Source organism: Methylobacterium sp. 275MFSha3.1, assembly GCF_900108435.1.
In the GTDB taxonomy this organism is placed as follows: domain Bacteria; phylum Pseudomonadota; class Alphaproteobacteria; order Rhizobiales; family Beijerinckiaceae; genus Methylobacterium.
In genome coordinates, this window is the sequence record NZ_FNWP01000032.1 from 1 (window position 1) to 17398 (window position 17398).

14 protein-coding genes, 1 tRNA gene and 1 rRNA gene are annotated in these 17398 nt (G+C 72.5%); 13 read left to right on the forward strand and 3 right to left on the reverse strand.

All coding sequences use genetic code 11. The annotated features are described in order from the left end of the window. The first annotated feature begins 210 nt into the window (after positions 1-210). Positions 211-326, forward strand: a 5S ribosomal RNA gene (gene rrf / locus BLW78_RS27095). Positions 327-432: 106 nt separating this feature from the next. Continuing rightward, positions 433-509, forward strand: a tRNA-Met gene (locus tag BLW78_RS27100). Positions 510-576: 67 nt separating this feature from the next. On the opposite strand, the gene BLW78_RS27105 is transcribed toward BLW78_RS27100, so the two are convergent. Together BLW78_RS27105 and gcvA are read right to left on the reverse strand one after the other, a co-directional pair. Beyond that, a complete protein-coding gene (locus tag BLW78_RS27105) occupies positions 577-2721 on the reverse strand; it encodes a helicase-related protein (RefSeq protein ID WP_091683227.1) in 2145 nt (714 codons plus the stop codon). A 210-nt stretch (positions 2722-2931) separates the two neighbouring features. Then, positions 2932-3819, reverse strand: coding sequence for a transcriptional regulator GcvA (gene gcvA / locus BLW78_RS27110; RefSeq protein ID WP_091683229.1), 888 nt, complete (start codon positions 3817-3819; stop codon positions 2932-2934). A 93-nt stretch (positions 3820-3912) separates the two neighbouring features. On the opposite strand from gcvA, the gene BLW78_RS27115 reads away from it, so the two are divergent. After that, entirely contained in the window at positions 3913-5172 is a 1260-nt protein-coding gene (locus BLW78_RS27115; RefSeq protein ID WP_091683231.1) for an MFS transporter, read from the forward strand. A gap of 122 nt (positions 5173-5294) precedes the next feature. Here BLW78_RS27115 and BLW78_RS27120 read toward each other — a convergent pair whose 3' ends face one another. Beyond that, positions 5295-7019 carry an adenylate/guanylate cyclase domain-containing protein gene (locus BLW78_RS27120; RefSeq protein WP_056524564.1) on the reverse strand — a complete coding sequence of 575 codons (1725 nt, stop codon included), beginning with the start codon at positions 7017-7019 and terminating at the stop codon, positions 5295-5297. A gap of 153 nt (positions 7020-7172) precedes the next feature. Here BLW78_RS27120 and BLW78_RS27125 point away from each other — a divergent pair, with 153 nt between their 5' ends. The 10 genes from BLW78_RS27125 (at position 7173) to BLW78_RS27170 (ending at position 17385) form a co-directional block, all read left to right on the forward strand. Then, positions 7173-7751 carry a DNA-3-methyladenine glycosylase gene (locus BLW78_RS27125; RefSeq protein WP_042670544.1) on the forward strand — a complete coding sequence of 193 codons (579 nt, stop codon included), beginning with the start codon at positions 7173-7175 and terminating at the stop codon, positions 7749-7751. A 109-nt stretch (positions 7752-7860) separates the two neighbouring features. Next, a complete protein-coding gene (locus BLW78_RS27130; protein WP_244527075.1) occupies positions 7861-9006 on the forward strand; it encodes a zinc-dependent alcohol dehydrogenase in 1146 nt (381 codons plus the stop codon). Positions 9007-9016: 10 nt separating this feature from the next. Then, positions 9017-9511, forward strand: a complete 495-nt coding sequence (locus BLW78_RS27135) for a hypothetical protein (protein ID WP_091683234.1) — start codon at positions 9017-9019, stop codon at positions 9509-9511. Positions 9512-9621: 110 nt separating this feature from the next. After that, the gene (locus BLW78_RS27140; protein ID WP_091683235.1) at positions 9622-10776 is read left to right on the forward strand and encodes a transporter substrate-binding domain-containing protein; all 1155 of its coding nucleotides are present in this window, start codon (positions 9622-9624) and stop codon (positions 10774-10776) included. Further along, positions 10773-11399, forward strand: a complete 627-nt coding sequence (locus tag BLW78_RS27145) for an ANTAR domain-containing response regulator (protein WP_020096063.1) — start codon at positions 10773-10775, stop codon at positions 11397-11399. The genes BLW78_RS27140 and BLW78_RS27145 overlap by 4 nt, the downstream gene beginning before the upstream one ends. A 175-nt stretch (positions 11400-11574) precedes the next feature. Further along, on the forward strand, positions 11575-12420 hold the full coding sequence (locus BLW78_RS27150) for a nitrilase family protein (protein ID WP_020096062.1): 846 nt from the start codon (positions 11575-11577) through the stop codon (positions 12418-12420). Between the two features lie 37 nt (positions 12421-12457). Then, a complete protein-coding gene (locus BLW78_RS27155) occupies positions 12458-13624 on the forward strand; it encodes a substrate-binding protein (RefSeq protein ID WP_020096061.1) in 1167 nt (388 codons plus the stop codon). Between the two features lie 357 nt (positions 13625-13981). Beyond that, a complete protein-coding gene (locus tag BLW78_RS27160; protein ID WP_020096060.1) occupies positions 13982-14815 on the forward strand; it encodes a branched-chain amino acid ABC transporter permease in 834 nt (277 codons plus the stop codon). Then, a complete protein-coding gene (locus tag BLW78_RS27165) occupies positions 14808-16649 on the forward strand; it encodes a branched-chain amino acid ABC transporter ATP-binding protein/permease (protein ID WP_091683237.1) in 1842 nt (613 codons plus the stop codon). Before BLW78_RS27160 ends, BLW78_RS27165 begins: the two co-directional genes overlap by 8 nt. Continuing rightward, positions 16642-17385: an ABC transporter ATP-binding protein gene (locus BLW78_RS27170; RefSeq protein ID WP_091683238.1), complete on the forward strand. Its 744-nt coding sequence runs from the start codon at positions 16642-16644 to the stop codon at positions 17383-17385. The genes BLW78_RS27165 and BLW78_RS27170 overlap by 8 nt, the downstream gene beginning before the upstream one ends. The last annotated feature ends 13 nt before the right edge of the window (positions 17386-17398 follow it).

Below are 17398 nucleotides of genomic sequence, written 5' to 3' on the forward strand. Positions count from 1 at the left end.
TGAGCCGACCGGTACTAATCGCCCGATTGGCTTGATCGCTCTCGTGATCCGTGTCCGTGTGTGACCGGCAGCCGCTGCAAAGCGGGTGACGGGCACACAGCCACGGTTATAAGAAGACCCGCAGCGATGAGGCTGCCTGCTTGCCGAACACAGCACTCGCCGTCGCAGCACCCTGCGCCGCCCAGTGCCAAACGAATTGCGATGCGCCGGTCTGGTGGCCTGAGCGGCGTGCCCAGAACCCGATCCCATCTCGAACTCGGCCGTTAAACACGCCAGCGCCCATGGTACTGTGTCTCAAGACACGGGAGAGTCGGTCGCCGCCAGACCCGCCCATCGCAATCACCATTCCCTCGACACGAACACCGATCCGGCCCCCGGACACGCCGCCCGCTCGCCAGAGCTGGCGTACCCGGACCAGCCGCACAGACTTGGCGCGGGGTGGAGCAGCCCGGTAGCTCGTCAGGCTCATAACCTGAAGGTCACAGGTTCAAATCCTGTCACCGCAACCAACGTCATCTGACAAAGCCCGCTGCGCCGAACGCGCAGCGGGCTTTTTTCATGGCCTGATGCCGCGTCTCACCGCGCCCCGACAGGTCGCCGGCTGCGCCGCTCGGCCTTGCGGGTCGCGGTCTCGCGCAGGTGATGCTCGATGGCGTCGTTGGCCCGGCCGCGCATGTGGCGGATGGCGTCCACGTCGTCGAAGGTCTCGGGGAAGCGCCGCGACAGCCACAGATAGGCGCTGGCGAGCTTCACGGTCCGCTCCTGGTAGTCGAGCGCGCCCGAGAGGTTGCCGCGCAGAGCCGGGACCGTGAGGCCGGCGGCCCGCGCCTGGCACCAGCGCTCCAGCAGCCCCATGGCAATCTCGTCGCGCCGGTCGATCGGGCAGACCGAGAAGGCGAACTTCTCCTCGATCGGCAGCCGCGCCCGGTCGACGATCCGGGCCACCTCCAGCACCTCCTCCAGGGCCGAGGGCTGGAACGGCGAGCCCGCGTAGAAGGTCGCCCGGGCGAAGTGGGTCAGCACCTCGTGCAGGCTGTGGGTGCGCATCTCCTCGGCCACCGAGCGGATCGCCCCGAGATCCGGGCGGACGAAGAAGCGCGTGTCGGCCGCCGGCGCCGTCGGTGCGCCCGAGAGGGCGGTGCGGATCGGCTCGGCGGCGTAGGGGTCGGTCGCCGCCACGTAGCCGACATCCTGGTGGCCGTAGCGGCCGGCCCGGCCGGCGATCTGCCGGATCTCGGAATGGGTCAGCGCCCGCTCGGCGGTCCCGTCCCACTTGCGCACCGCCGAGAAGACGATCCGCTTCAGCGGGCCGAGGTTGAGCCCCATGCCGATCGCGTCGGTGGTCACCAGCACGTTGGCCTCGCCGGAGCGGAAGCGCGCGGCCTCGGCCCGGCGGACCTCCGGCGACAGGGCGCCATAGATGGTCGCGACCCGGTGGCCGCGGGCGACGAGGACCTCGCGGTTCTCGTGCACGGCCCGGCGGGAGAAGGCCACGACCGCGTCCCCGGCCTCGACCTTCTCCAACGGCACCGGCTCCTCCAGCAGCAGGAGCGGCGACTTGCGGGTGAAGGGGATCACCTCCAGGGACTCGTCGGCGGCCTCGGCGGCGCGGCGGACATACGACAGGGCGTCGTCGGAGCCGCAGACGATCACGGTCCGCGCCGCGACGCCGAACAGCGCGTTGGTCCAGGCCCAGCCGCGGTCGGGGTCCGACAGCATCTGGATCTCGTCGATCACCGCCACGTCGATCGGCCGGGTCAGGTCGGCGGTCTCGATGGTGCGGGCGGTGTGGGTCGGGTCGGCCTCGCCCAGCACCTCCTCGCCGGTGATCATGCCCGCGTGCAGGCCCCGCTCGCGCAGGGTCTCGTAGTTCTCCAGCGCCAGCAGCCGGAGCGGCGCGAGGTAGGCCCCGGTCTCGGCCGCGCTCAGGTGCTGCAGCGCCGCGTAGGTCTTGCCGGAATTGGTCGGCCCCATGTGGAACACGATCTTCCGGTCGAGGCGCCGGGCGGCGGTGAACCGCTCGATATAGGCGCCGAAGCCGACCTGATCGCGCAGCCGCCGCAGGCGCGAGCCCTCGCGCGCCACCGCCTTGGCGTGGCGGCGGACGGGGGTGAGCGTGTCGTTGAGGCCGCGGGCGAGCTTCGGGCCGTACGTGAAGACCCGCGACCGGAGCGAGCGGCCCATGTGGGCGATGTAGGCGGCGGCGTCCGCCCCGACCTCGCGCAGGTCGACGAGGAGCTGCGCCCGCAGCCGGTCGACCGGCTTGTGCAGGGCGCGGGTCGCCTGGAGGGCCGTGCGCGTCACGGCGTCGCGCAGGGCCTCCAGGCGGTGCGTCGGGTCGTTCCGGGCGGCCATGCGGGCGAGGATCTCGGCCGCCTCCGGCTCGGGGGCCACGTCGAGGCGCAGGTCCAGGCGGCCGTTGTCGAGGAGCGGGATCTCGGTCCGGATCAGCCAGGTGATGCGGTGGTCCTTGGTAACCACGGCCCGGAGATTGGGGATCGCCTTCCGGATCGCCGGGACGCCGGTCTCCGCGAAGGCCCGGGCGGCCCGCATCTCCCGGAGCGCCCGGGCGACGCGGTCGTCGTCGACCTCGGCGCCGTAATCGGGCAGGTCGAGCTGGGCGAGCAGCCGGTCGAGGTCGACCGCCTCCGGGGCGACGCCGAGCCGCCCCAGGGACTCGATCAGGCTCTCGATCGTCGGGCGGAGACGCTTGCGCGCCATGCGGTCACCTTCGGCAGAAGCGTCTGACGCCAACCCCGACGCGGTCGGGGGCGTTCCGGATCCGATCCATGCGCCGGGCGGAGGCGGCACGCCATCCCTGATGCGCGTCTCCGCCGTCTTTGCGAGCGCAGCGAAGCAATCCAGTCGGTGCCCTCCGGACGGAAGGCGCGCAGCCCTGGGTCGCTTCGCTGCGCTCGCGATGACGGAGCGTTACGGATGCCGCGCCGCCTCGGCGAGCCAGCCGCAGAAGGCCCGGACCGCCGGATCCTCTGCCCGCGGCTCGGGGATGTAGGTGTAGTAGCTCCGCGCGGGCAGGGCGGGGCCCGGGAAGGGCAGGGTCAGGCGCCCGGCCGCGACGTCGTCGGCGACCAGCCGCTCGGGCCCCATGGCGACGCCGAGCCCGTCGAGGGCGGCCTGGAGGGTCAGGTAGAAATGCTCCAGCGTCACCGTGGCCCGCGGCGCCAGGTCCGGGACGCCCGCCGCGCGCAGCCAGTCGGGCCAGACCCGCGGCAGCGTCGCGGCGTGCAGCAGCGTGTGCTGCCGGAGATCCTCCGGCACCCGGAGCGGCAGCCGCTGCAGCAGGTCCGGGCTGCAGACCGGGATGCGCCGCTCGGACAGGAACGGCTCGGCGCGGTGGCCCGGCCGGCTGTCCGGCCCGCCCCGGATCGCCACGTCGAACGGCTCCGCCAGGCTGGCGAGGGGCACGTTCGAGGTGGTCAGCCGCACCTCGATCGACGGGTTGGCTCGCTGGAAGCCCGACAGGCGCGGGATCAGCCAGCGGAGTGTGAAGGTCGCCAGCGCGTTCACGTGCAGCAGGCGCGGCCGTCCGCGCTCGGCCTGCCGGGCGGTGGCCAGGGCGATGCGGTCGAGGGCGGCGCCGATCTCGGTAGCGTAGGCCGTGCCGGCCTCGGTGAGGACCACCCGCCGGTTGTGGCGCTCGAACAGCGGCAGCCCGAGCCAGCCTTCCAGTGTCTGGACGTGCCGGCTGACCGCCCCGTGGGTGACCCGCAGCTCGTCCGCCGCGCGGGTGAAGCTCCCGTGCCGCGCGGCCGCCTCGAAGGCCTTCACGGCGTTGAGGGGCGGCAGGCGACGGTGCACGGGTCAGGTTTCCTCACGCGAGCGTCAGCATAAGTCGTTTGTCAGCTCCGGGCCAGGGCGCCATCCTGATGCCGCACCACGAAGGATGGCTGGATGTCCGTCGCGTCCGATCTGACCGCGTCTTCCGAAACCGCGTCTTCCGAAACCGCGTCCTCCCGGGCCGCGTCCCTGCCGGACGCCCGGCGCACGCTGGTGGCCACCGGCGTGAACCACGCCCTGCACGACGGCTACACGGACCTGATCTACGTGCTGCTGCCGGTCTGGCAGGCGGAGTTCGGCCTCGACTACGTCGCCCTGGCGTTCCTGCGCTCCCTCTACAACGGCGCCCTGGCGGCGCTGCAGATGCCGGCGAGCCGCCTCGCCCAGGCCTGGGGTGCCCGCACCGTGCTGGTGCTCGGCACCGTGCTCAGCGCGGCCGGCTACGCGATCGCCGGCGCCTCGGGCGGCCTCGTCGGGCTCGGGATCGGGCTCCTGCTCGGCGGCGCCGGCAGCAGCACCCAGCATCCCCTGGCGTCCGCGGTGATCGCCCGGGCCTACGGGCCCGGCGCCCGCGGCCCGCTCGGCACCTACAATTTCACCGGCGATCTCGGGAAGGCGGCGGTCCCGCCCCTGGTCGGCCTGCTGCTGACCCTGACGGGCTGGCGGCACGCGCTCTGGGTGATCGCCGGCGCCGGGATCGTGGTCGCGCTCGCGGTCGCGCGCCTGCTGCCGCGTGATCCGGCGTCACGCAGCGGCGGCGCCGCTGCGCGTCCGGCGGCCCATCCGTCCGCGACCGGGCCGGGGAGCGGCACGGGCTTCCGGCTGCTCGTCGCCATCGGCATGCTCGACAACGCCGCGCGGCCGGCCTTCCTGCTCTACCTGCCGTTCCTGCTGCAGGAGAAGGGCGCGGCGCTGACCACGGTGGGCCTCGCCCTGTCGCTGGTCTTCGTCGGCGGCGCGCTCGGCAAGGCGGTCTGCGGGCGCCTCGGGGAACGCCTCGGCGTGACCCGGACCGTGATCCTCACCGAGACCGGGACGGCACTGGCGATCCTGGCGGTGATCGTGCTGCCGCTGGCTCCCGGGCTGATCCTGCTGCCGCTGCTCGGCGTGATGCTGAACGGCACCTCGTCGGTCCTCTACGGGACCGTCCCGGAGCTGGCGCCCGGCGGCCGGGTCGAGCGGGCCTTCGCGGTGTTCTACACCTGGACGCTCGGCGGCAGCGCGCTGGCGGCACCGCTGCTCTACGGGCGGCTCGGCGACGCGGCCGGCCCGCACTGGGCGGCCGTGGCGGCGGCCGGGACGGCGCTCGCCGTGGTGCCGCTGATGCTGGCTCTGGCGCCGCGCCTCGGGGCGGCGCACCGGCAGCGGGCCTGAGGCGCGCCGTCCGCTCGGATCACCCGTCATCGCGCGCGCAGCGAAGCGACCCGGGGATGCGCGACGCCGAGAACCGCGGTACCACTCTGGATTGCTTCGCTCCGCTCGCAACGACGTTCGCGTCAGGCGTTTCCGAGGGTGCTGACCCGGACGGCCTCGGACCGGCCGTCCACCGCCACGTCCCGGATCTCCGCCGGCGCCACGCGGGCCGCCGCGTAGACCGCCTCCGACACCACCGCCACGCAGCCGAGGACCTTGGTCAGGCCCTGGAGCCGGGCCGCGACGTTGACGGTGTCGCCGAGCGCCGTGAACCGGGCGTCAGTGGCGTCGCCCATCTCGCCGACGATCGCCGGGCCGGCATGCACGCCGATCCCGTACCGGAGGGTGTGCTCCAGGTCGGCCGCCAGGAGCCCGTTCAGCGTGTCGACCGACTCGGCGATGAGGTCGATCGCCCTGAGGGCCTCCCGGGCGGCCGCCTCGGCCTCCGTCTCCAGGCCGAACAGGGCCAGCAGGCCGTCGCCGAGGAACTGGTTGGTCGAGCCGCCGGCCTCGCGCACGGCGTCGCCGACCGCGCCGAGGAAGCGGTTGATGATGAACACCGTGTCGTAGGGCAGGCGCTCCTCGGCGAGCCGCGTCGAGCCGCGCAGGTCGACGAACATCGCCACGATGAAGCGCTCCTCGCCCGACTGCGCCCGGTCGAGCAGGTCGGCCTGGCGCATGCGCGGCTGCGGCGGCAGCAGCGGCACCACGGCCATGTCGGTCTCGGGCCGGAACTGGCAGGCGAGGCGCACCCCCGGGCCGGCCGCGATGCGCTCCAGCACCGCCCGCTCGGTGCGGCCGGGTGCCGGCGCCCCGTCGCTGCCGTCCGTCACCCGGATCCGGCAGGTCGAGCACCGGCCGCGGCCGCCGCACACGCTGGCGTGGGGGATCCGGTTGCGCCGGCTCGCCTCCAGCACGCTCGTGCCGCGGGGTACCCGCACCACCCGTCCGTCCGGGTAGCTGAGCCGGATCGTGCCGCGCTTGATCTCGGCGAGCGTCCGCGCGCCGCGGGCCGCGATCACCGCCGCCACGAGGCCCGCGTAGGTCCCGAGCAGCCCGTCCCGGACGGCGGCGAGCCGCGCCACCTGGTCGGGCAGCCCGACATGGACCGGCTGGAGCGCCGCCGCGCGCCACGCCGGATCCTGCGCCAGGGTCATGACCATCCGGCCGCCCTGCGCGAAGCCCAGCAGCGACAGGACCGGCACCAGCACCGCGAGCGCCAGCAGCCAGGGCGCCATGCGGTCGAAGCCGGGCTTCAGCCGCAGCCAGAAATACAGGCCCATGCAGCCGTGGATCCAGGCGACGACCAGGACCGTGACCTGCATCAGGCCGAGGATCGGCGAGGCGATCCAGAAGGCGTAGAGTTCCTGCGCGTAGCCCTTGTCGAGCCCCTCGGTGACGAAGGAGACCCGGGTCCCGACGATGTGGCTGATGAGCAGCGGCGGGATCAGCAGGCCCGAGACCAGCTGCAGGGTCTCGGACGGCCGCCAGTGGAAGAAGCGGGCCGCGTAGAGGGCCTGGAGCCCGAGCAGCAGGTGGACCACCAGGGCGCCGTAGAGCAGCGTCAGGCCGACGGGGTTGAGCCAGACGGCCGTGACGAGGTCGAGGCCGTCCTCCATGGCGTCGAGGGAGACGTTGCCCAGGGCGTGGTTCAGCAGGTGGGTCAGCACGTAGCCGAACAGGATCAGGCCGCTGGCCAGCCGGAGGCGCCGCAGGTTCAGGCGGAGCCGCGCGGCGCGCGGGGCCGACCGGGGTTGCGCGCCCGACTCGGCGGACCGGAGCGTCGCGATCGAGGCTGTGCGCACCATGCTGGAGGTCCGAGGGGATCGGTTCTGGGCCCGCCATTCACGGGCCCCTCGTACCAGCAAGACTTCCGTTGCGTCCGATTTATTTCTAATCGCCCGCGTTTCGCCGGATCCCGTCGACGCGGATCGCGCGGGGCCGCCCGCGCCGGAGCCCCGATGCTGGACACCTTCTTCGCCCGCAGCGCCGCCGCGGTGGCCTCCGACCTGATCGGCGCCCGCCTGTTCGTCGGCGCGGCCGGCGGGATCATCGTCGAGACCGAGGCCTACGACAGCACCGATCCGGCCTCCCACAGCTTCCGCGGCCCGACCCGGCGCAACGCCAGCATGTTCGGCCCGCCGGCCCACGCCTACGTGTACCGCTCCTACGGGATGCACTGGTGCCTGAACCTCGTCTGCGAGCCCGGCAGCGCCGTGCTGCTCCGGGCCCTCGCGCCGACCGAGGGGCTTCCCGCCATGCGGGCGCGCCGCGGCCTGGAGGATCCGCGCCTCCTCTGCGCCGGCCCCGGCCGCCTCTGCCAGGCCCTCGGCGTCACCGACGCGCTCGACGGGGCGCCCCTCGCGCGGGCGCCGTTCCGGTTCGAGCCCCGCGCCGCGGGCGATTCCGGGGGCGGCGACGTGGTCAGCGACCGGCGCATCGGCATCACCCGCGGCGCCGAGACGCCCTGGCGCTTCCTGCTCGCCGGCTCCCGGTTCGTGAGCCGCCCGGCGCGGAAGGCAGGGCCGGCCGCCGGGTGAGGGCGGCCGCCCACCGCGCGCCACCTCGCGCCCCGCCGCGGCCGCCGGGAACTTGGGCATCCGCCTGCGGTTCCCCGGTCGTGGACGAGGGAGCCCCGGCATGCTGGCGATGAACTACCGCGGGCCGTACCGCGTGCGCGTCGATCGCAAGCCGATCCCCGTGTGCGAGCATGTTGAGGATGCGGTCATCCGAGTTACGCGAACCTGCGTCTGCGGATCTGATCTTCACCTGTACCATGGAATGGTGCCGGATACGCGCGTCGGCACGACGTTCGGCCACGAATTCACGGGCGTTGTTGAGGAGGTCGGCTCCGGCGTGCGCAATCTCGCCGTCGGCGACCACGTGCTGGTCCCGTTCAACATCGCCTGCGGCCGCTGCCACTTCTGCAAGCAGGGGCTGTTCGGGAACTGTCACGAGGCGAACGCGCAGGCGACCGCGGTCGGCGGCATCTACGGATACTCGCACACCGCCGGCGGCTACGACGGCGGCCAGGCCGAGTACGTCCGGGTGCCCTATGCCGATGTCGGCCCGTGCAAGATCCCCGAGACGATGGACCTCGATGACGCGGTGCTGCTCACCGACGTCGTGCCGACCGGCTATCAGGCGGCCGAGATGGGCGGGATCCAGCGCGGCGACACCGTCGTGGTCTTCGGCGCCGGGCCGGTCGGCATCATGGCGGCGCGCTGCGCGTGGCTGTTCGGGGCCGGGCGGGTGATCGTGATCGACCATGTCGAGTACCGGCTCGACTTCGCCCGCCGCTACTGTCCCGCCGAGGTCTACAATTTCCGCTCGATCGGGGATCCCGTGGTCTTCCTGAAGAAGACCACCGATTCCCTCGGGGCCGACGTCTGCATCGACGCGGTCGGCGGTGACGCGGCGGGGAGCGCCCTGCACACCCTGATGGGGACCAAGCTGAAGCTGGAGGGCGGCTCGGCGGTGGCGCTCCACTGGGCGATCAACGCGGTCAAGAAGGGCGGGATCGTCTCGATCGTCGGGGTCTACGGGCCGACCGGCAACCTGATCCCGATCGGCAACGTCCTGAACAAGGGCATCACCATCCGGGCCAACCAGGCCTCGGTGAAGCGCCTGCTGCCGAAGCTGATCGCCCATATCGAGGCGGGCCGCCTCAACCCCAAGGAACTGATCACCCACAAGGTGCCCCTCGAGGAGGCCGCGGATGCCTACCATCTCTTCTCGGCCAAGCTCGATGAGTGCATCAAGCCGGTCCTCGTCCCCCCGACGGCACGCGCGTGAGGAGGGAGCGATGAGAAACCGTCCGATCGATCCGTCGACGGTCCCGGGCTGGGGCGTCGACGCGGATCCGCAGAACGATCCGACCTACCCGATGCGCGACATCGCGCGCGACGACAGCCGGGGCATGAACTGGACGCGCCCGCCGAAGCAGCGGGCGCGCGTCGAGGTCCTCACCTCGATCGAGTACAACGCCCGGCCGGCGGTCGTCGGCACGTCGGTTCCGCCGCGCGGCGTGAGCGGCGTCATCCGCCGGCAGGCGTTCCGCTACAGCGAGTCCCAGTGGGCGCACTGGCTGATGCTGATGGCCGCCGACCGGGTGAACGTGGTCGAGGGCGTGGTCGACGACCTCGCGCGGGGCCGCGTCCCCAACGTCCCGGCCGAGATGGGCGCCCGGGCCGAGCTGGCCCACAACCGGTCCGGGCTGGCGGCGAAGCTCGCGCTGACCGGCGCGGCGATCGGGCTCGGGATCCTGGTCTCGCGCCTCGCCCGCGCGGAGCGGCGCTAGGGCTGCCCCCGGACGACGGCGCGGGGAACGGCTTTCGCGGCGGGTCCTCCGTCGGCTAGGACAGCGGGGCGCGCAGCCCTCCGGGTGCCTGCGGCGAGCCCGGGGGGACCATGGCGGCCAAGGATGAAGCGACGTGGCGGGTCGGTGTCCTGTTCTCCCGCAGCGGGGTGAGCGGCATCACCGAGACCGAGCACTTCCTCGGCACCGCCCTGGCGATCGAGGAGGTCAATCGGGCGGGCGGCGTGCTCGGGCGCCCGATCGAGCCCGTCTGCTACGACCCCGCCGGCGACACCGACGCCTACCGCACCCTGGCCCGGCGGATGCTCGCCGAGGACGGGGTCGAGGTGGTGTTCGGCTGCTCGCTCTCGGCGAGCCGGAAGTCGGTCATGTCCACCGTCGAGCGGCACAACGGCCTGCTCTGGTACCCGTCGATCTACGAGGGCTTCGAGTACTCGGAGAACATCATCTACACCGGCGCGACCCTCAACCAGAACGTCTTCGCACTGGCCGACTACCTGATGCAGGAGCACGGGCCGCGGATCTTCCTGATCGGGTCCGACTACATCTACCCGCGGGAATCGAACCGGGTCATGCGCGACCTGATCGAGGCGAAGGGCGGGACCATCGCGGGCGAGCTCTACGCGGCCCTCGACGCGGACGACGCGGCCCACGCCGCCATGATCGCGGCGATCCGCGACGCTGCCCCGGACGCGGTCTTCTCCACGGTGGTCGGGCGCGGCGCCGAGCGGCTCTACCGCGCCTACGCCGCGTCCGGCATCGACCGCGCCCGCTGCCCGATCGCCAGCCTCACCCTGGCGGAGGGCCAGATCCGCGCGATCGGCCCCGAGCACTGCACCGGCCACGTCCTCGCGGCGCCGTATTTCGGCGCGCTGCCCGGCGAGGAGAACCGGCGCTTCGTCGCCGCCTTCCAGGCCCGGTTCGGGCCTGAGCGCCCCACCAGCATGTGGTCGGAGACCGCCTACGCGCAGGTCCACCTCTTCGCCCGGGCGCTCGCGGAGGCCGGCACCCTCGACGCCGAGCGCCTCGGCGCGGCGGCCCTGCGGCAGCGCCTCGCGGCGCCGGAGGGCGAACTCGCCTTCGACGGCGAGACGCGCCACATCTGGCTCACCCCCGGCATCGGGGTCGCCCGCGCGGACGGGCAGTTCGACGTCGTCTGGCGGGCGCGGCGGCCGGTGCGGCCCGACCCGTACCTCGCGTGGTCCCGGTTCGAGACGAACTGGTTGGAGGAGGGGCTCGCCGCGTGACCGCCCCCGCCCGCAAGATCCTGGACGACCTGCGGCGCGCCCGCGCCCTCGTCATCCATCCCCGGGACGAGGAGGCCGCCGCTTTGCTGGAGCAGCTCCGCCGCCTCGGCTGCGCGGTCTCCCTGGCGTGGCCGCCGCCCGCCGCCCTGCCGGCCGACATCGACACGCTGTTCATCCAGCTCGACGACGCCCAGGTGATGCACCTGCTGCCGTCGATCGAGGCGATCGAGCCGGCGGTCATCGCCATCGTGGCCTACGAGAGCCCGACCTCGCTCAAGGCGATCGCGGACGTCAACGCCCACGGCGTGCTCAACAAGCCGCTCCACCCGCGGGGCGTGCTCACCCAGTTCGCCCTGGCCCGCTACCGGCGCGGCTACGAGGGCCGGCTCACCAGCAAGATCAACCGGCTGGAGGAGACCATGAAGGGCCGCCGCACCGTCGAGAAGGCGGTCCGGCTGCTCGTGGACCTGAACCGGATCGACGAGGACGCCGCCTACAAGATGCTCCGGGACCGGGCCACCGCCGCCCGTGTGCCGATGGCGAGCGTGGCCGAGAGCGTGGTCTCCGCCCACGAGGCGATGAGCGGACTCGGCCTGCGCATCGCGTTGGCGGAAAAGACTTGATCGCAGCAGCCTGCCGCATTTATGGTCTTGCGGTCTGTTTCGGGGTGCGTATCGTAGTCTAACCGGGCAAGGTTGCCCCGCAGCAGCAGTGCTGCACGACATCACGGCTTTGAAGCCTCTGGTTCGCGGATGATCTGTCTCCGCGCCCAGGGGCTTTTTGCGTTTCGGAGCTCTCATGGTCCAGGCGAACGATCCCGCGCGCCCGCCGATACGGGTGTCGTGCATCCAGTTCGAGCCGGAATTCGGCGCGGTCGACGCGAATATGGCGCGCGCGTCGGACCTCGTCCGCGCGGCCGCCGCCGAGGGCGGCCGGCTGATCGTGCTGCCGGAACTCGCGAGCACCGGCTACGTGTTCGAATCCGCCGCGGAGGCCGCCGCGCTGGCCGAGCCGGTGCCGGACGGCCCGACCACCCGCGCCTGGGCGGCGCTCGCCGCGGAGCTCGGCGTGCACATCGTGGCGGGGATCGCCGAATCCGCCGGCGAGACCCTCTACAACGCCGCCGTGATCGTCGGGCCCGAGGGCTACATCGGCACCTACCGCAAGGCGCATCTCTGGGACCAGGAGAACGTGTTCTTCGCCAGGGGCGATCTCGGCTTCCCGGTCTTCGACACCGCGCTCGGGAAGGTCGGCGTCGCCATCTGCTACGACGGCTGGTTCCCCGAGACCTTCCGGCAGCTGGCGCTCGCCGGCGCCGAGATCGTCTGCATCCCGACCAACTGGGTGCCGATGCCCGACCAGCCCGACGGTGAGGCCGCCATGGCCAACACCCTGCACCGGGCCGCCGCGCACTCGAACGGCATCTTCATCGCCTGCGCCGACCGGGTCGGCGTCGAGCGCGGCCAGCCCTTCGAGGGGCAGAGCCTGATCATCGGCCCCAAGGGCTGGCCGCTCGCCGGCCCGGCGAGCCGCGACCGGACCGAGACCGTCTCGGCGCTGGTCGACCTCGACGCGGCCGGGCGCAAGGACCTCAACGCGTTCAACTCGCTCCTGCGCGACCGCCGCGCCGACATCTACGGCTGAGCCCGCTTCGCACCGTCGTCATCCAAGGAGTTCGTTCATGGTGAAATGGTCCCTCGTCGGCGCCGCGGCGCTCGCCCTCGCCGCCGCGCAGGCCGCCACGGCCGCGCAGGCCGCCGACGGCAAGCCGATCGTCATCGGCATCCCGATCGGCCTGTCGGGCGCCAACAGCGTCGTCGCCCCCTCGGTGGTGCAGTCGGCCGAGCTCGCCGTGGAGGAGATCAACGCCAAGGGCGGCGTCCTCGGCCGCAAGCTCGTCCTGGAGGTGGCCGACGACGCCTCGGGGGCGGCCGGCGCCCAGAAGGCCTTCGACAGCCTGATCTACCAGAAGAAGGTCGACGTCCTGATCTCGATGGAGACGAGCGCGGCCCGCAACGCCGGCCTGCCCGCCGTCACCAAGGGGAAGGTGCCGTACATCTACACCTCGTTCTACGAGGGCCATTCCTGCAACAAGAACATGTTCGTGGACGCCTGGGTGCCGGAGCAGCAGGTGCCGCCGGTGGTGGACGCCTTCAAGGCGAAGGGCGCCAAGACCTACTTCCTGATCGGCAGCGACTACGCCTTCGGCCGCGGCATGCTGGGCTTCGCCAAGAGCTACGTCGAGAAGACCGGCGGCAAGGTGGTCGGCGAGGAGTACCTGCCGATGGACGGCAGCGACTGGACGGCGATCATCTCCAAGCTGAAGGAGGCCAAGCCCGACGCGCTGATCACCTCGACGGCGGGCGGCGCGCCGAACGTGACGCTGACCAAGCAGCTGCGCGGCGCGGGCGTGTCGCTGCCCTTCGCCAACCTCGCGCTGGACGAGGGCACCGCCAAGAGCATGGGCGCGGACGCCGAGGGCGTCTACCTCTCGGCCTCCTACGTCACCGGGATCGACAGCCCGGAGAACAAGGCGTTCCTGGCGGCGATGCAGAAGAAGTTCGGCGCGGAGCTGCGCACGCCCAACGACCTCTCGGTGCCGGAATACGAGGCGATCTACCTCTACAAGGCCGCCGTCGAGAAGGCGGGCGGGACCGAGACCGCCAAGGTCCTGGAGGCGCTCCCGACCGTGAGCTTCACCGGGCCGCGGGGCACGATCACCATGAGCAAGCAGCACCACGCGCCGCTGACCATGTATCTCGGCCAGATCCAGAAGGACGGCACCGTGAAGGTCGCCGGCACCTTCAAGGACGTCGATCCCGGCGAGCAGTGCCCGAAGCTGCAGTGAGGGGCGGGGCACGAGGCCTCGCCCGGGCGGGCGACGATATCCACCCGTCTCGCGCGACGTCGATGACGGAGCGCCACGTGCCCCCTCTCCCGTGCGGGAGAGGGTTGGGGGTGAGGGATTAGACGCTCCAGGATCGAGCGCGCCGTCGTCGCGCTGTCTCGGACGAGACTTCTCCGGAGAGGTCACACCCCTCACCCTGTCCCTCTCCCGCACGGGAGAGGGGACCCGCGCCCGGTCCGGAAGCCGCGGTGCCGTGGTCGATACGTGACTCGGCAAGCCCGCAGAGGGGGAGGGGACCGTCGTCACCCGCCAAATCCCTCCCTCAGCCCGCGACGACACGCGCACCCGGAAACCCCGATGCTGCTCACCCTCGACATCCTGACCACGGCGGCGATCCTGTTCATCGTCGCGATCGGCCTCCTGGCGATCTTCGGCGTGCTCAAGATCATCAACTTCGCCCACGGGGCGTGGCTGACGGTCGGCGCCTACTGCGCGGTGGTGACCGCCCGGCTCGGGCTCAATCCGTGGCTGGCCCTGCCGCTCGCCTTCGTCGTCGGCGCGGCGCTCGGCGGCCTCGCCGAGCACTTCATCATCCGCCCGCTCTACCGGCGGCCGCTGGACGCGATTCTCGCCACCTGGGGGCTCGGCATCGTGGTCGGGCAGCTCATCACCCTGGCCTTCGGCCGGGACGTCCAGCTCACCCCGAACCTCTACGCCGGCACCGTCGCGTTCCTCGGCGTCGACTACTCGGCCTACCGCCTCGTGGCGCTCGGCATCGCGCTGGCGATCGGCACGCTGTTCGCGCTCACCATCGAGCGGACCCGGCTCGGCCTCTCGGCCCGGGCGGTGATCATGAACGAGACCCTGGCGCGCAGCCTCGGCATCGACACGGGCCGGGTGCGCCTCGTCGTGTTCATGCTCGGCGCCGGCTTCGCCGGCCTCGCCGGCGTCCTGCTGACGCCGCTCACCAGCGTCGACCCCAACATGGGCGTCTCCTGGCTGATCGGCGCCTTCATGCTGGTGATGGTCGCCGACGCCTCGTACCTGGCGCTCGCGGCGGCCTGCCTGGTCTTCGGGGCCGCGCAGGTCCTGATCAGCACCTTCGTGAGCCCGATCCTGGGCAGCATCGCCGTCGCGGTGCTCGCCGCCCTCGTGCTGCGGATCAGCCCGAAAGGTTTCTCCCGTGCTTGAGACCCTGCCCGCCACCGAGCCCGCCACCGAGCGCGCCGCCGCGGCGCCCCGCGGACGCCGCCTGTCCCGCGCCGCGCCCTTCGTGGTCGCGGGCCTGGCGGCGCTGGCCCTCTGGATCGCGCCGCTCGTCCTCGACACCTTCGCGGTCAACGTCCTGACCCGCTCGATGATCTACGCGGTGCTGGCCGTCACGGTGGACCTGCTCTGGGGCTTCGCGGGGATCCTGACCTTCGGCCAGGCGGCGTTCTTCGGCATCGGCGCCTACGCCACCGCGATGATCCTCGCCGCCTACGGGGCGACGCCGCTCGGGATCGCCGCGGCCATCGCGGCGGCGCTCGTCGCGCCGGCCCTGCTCGGCCTCGCGGTCGGCTGGCTGTCCTTCTACCACCGCTCGACCCCGCTCTACGCCTCGGTGATCTCGCTCGTCGTCCCGATCGTCGTCGTGCAGCTCATCTACGCGGGCGGGGAATGGACCGGCTCCAGCAGCGGCCTCGTCGGCTTCGACGTGCTGCCCTTCGAGACCGAGGGCTATTTCCGCCTCGCGGCCCTGTTCCTGATCGCCGTCACGCTGGCGGCCTGGATCCTGGTCCGGGCCGATGCCGGCCGCGCCCTCGTGGCGCTCCGGGACAACGAGGCGCGCTGCGCCTATCTCGGCCTCAACCCGCGGCGCCTGCAGATCCGGCTCACCGCGTCCCTCGCCGCGGTGGCGGGGCTCGCGGGCTTCCTGTTCGCCAACGCCTCGGGCGTGGTCGCGCCCGAGAATGCCGGCTTCCTGTTCGGCACCGAGCTGGTCATCTGGGTGGCGCTCGGCGGCCGCGGCACGCTGCTCGGCCCGGTGCTCGGCACCGTCGCGATCGACTACCTCGCGGCGAATCTCTCGGGCGACCTGCCGTTCCTCTGGCAGCTCCTCCTGGGCTCGGCCTTCGTGGTCATCATCATCCTGCTGCCGGGCGGCCTCGCCGACCTCGTCGGCCGCCTCTGGCGGGCGCTGCCGGTGGGCCGGCGGCAGCCGGCGCCGCCGCGCCTCGTCGCGCGGGCGGCCGGGACCGAGGCGGCCGGGTCGGAGGTGACCGGCACCGAGGCGACCGGGACCCCGATCCTCAAGGTCGAGAACCTCGCCAAGGCCTACGGCGCCCTGACGGTGCTGGAGGGCATCGACCTCGAGATCCGGGCGGGCGAGCTCGTCAGCCTCGTCGGGCCCAACGGCGCCGGCAAGACCACGCTGATGCGCTGCCTCAGCGACGGCACCGAGCCGTTCAAGGGCGCGATCGCCGTCGGCGGCACGCCGATCACCGGGCTGACGCCGAACCGGATCGTCGGCCTCGGCGTCGGGCGCAAGTTCCAGGTGGCGAGCGTGTTCGAGAGCCTGTCGGTGGCCGACTGCCTCCGCCTCGCCCGGGCGTCCCACGACGGCCTGAGCCCGGTCGGGCGGGCCGAGACGCTGGGCCTGCCGCAGCCGGCCCTCGACGTCCTGCGCATGACCGGCCTCGACCGCCAGCTGACGCAGCCGACGCGCCTCCTGTCCCACGGCCAGAAGCAGGCGCTGGAGCTCGCCATGGTGGTGGCGCTGGAGCCGCGGCTGATCCTGCTCGACGAGCCCACCGCCGGCCTGACCAAGGCCGAGCGCACCACCATCGGGACCGTCCTCAAGGCGCTCACCGCCGAGGGCCAGATCGCCGCCGTGCTGGTCGAGCACGACCTCGACTTCGTGCGCGAGATCTCGTCCCGGATCGTGGTGCTGCACCAGGGCCGGCTGGTCCTGGACGGCACGGTCGAGGACGTCGTGGGCTCCGAACTGGTCCGGACCATCTACTCGGGAGGCGCCCATGGGTGAGGCAGCACGGCGGGCAGCACGGCAGATCGCGCCGGCGGGGGCCGCCCTCGCCCTCGACCGGGTGTCGAGCGGCTACGGCGCCGTCGCCATCGTCAAGGACGTGTCCCTCTCGGTCGGGCCGGGGGAGATCGTGGCGCTGCTGGGCAAGAACGGCATGGGCAAGACCACGCTGCTCAAGACCGTCCTGGGCATGGTGGCCCTGCGCGGCGGCGCCATCACGGTCGGGGGCCAGGCGCTCGCCGGCCTCACGCCGGCCAAGCTCAACGCGCTCGGCGTCGGCTACGCGCCGCAGGAGCAGCCCCTGTTCCAGGACCTGTCGATCCGCGACAACCTGCGCCTCGCGGTACCCTCCGACCGGATGCTGCCGGAGGCGCTGGAGCGGCTGTTCGGCCATTTCCCGTTCCTGAAGGACCGGCTGGCCCAGCGGGCCGGCACCCTCTCGGGCGGCGAGCAGAAGATGCTGATCCTCGGGCGCGCCCTGATGCTGCGCCCGCGCCTCCTGCTGATCGACGAGATCTCCGAGGGCGTGCAGCCCTCCATGGTCGAGCGCCTGCGCGGCGTGCTCCAGGCCGAGCGGGCCGCGGGCGTGTCCATGCTGGTGGTGGAGCAGCACGTCGCCTTCGCACTGGCGCTCGCCGACCGCTACGCGGTGCTCAAGCTCGGCGAGATCGTCGACAGCGGGGCCGCCCAGGCGCCGGACGCGCGGGCACGCGTCATCGATCATCTGGCGGTGTGAGATCGACCCGGAT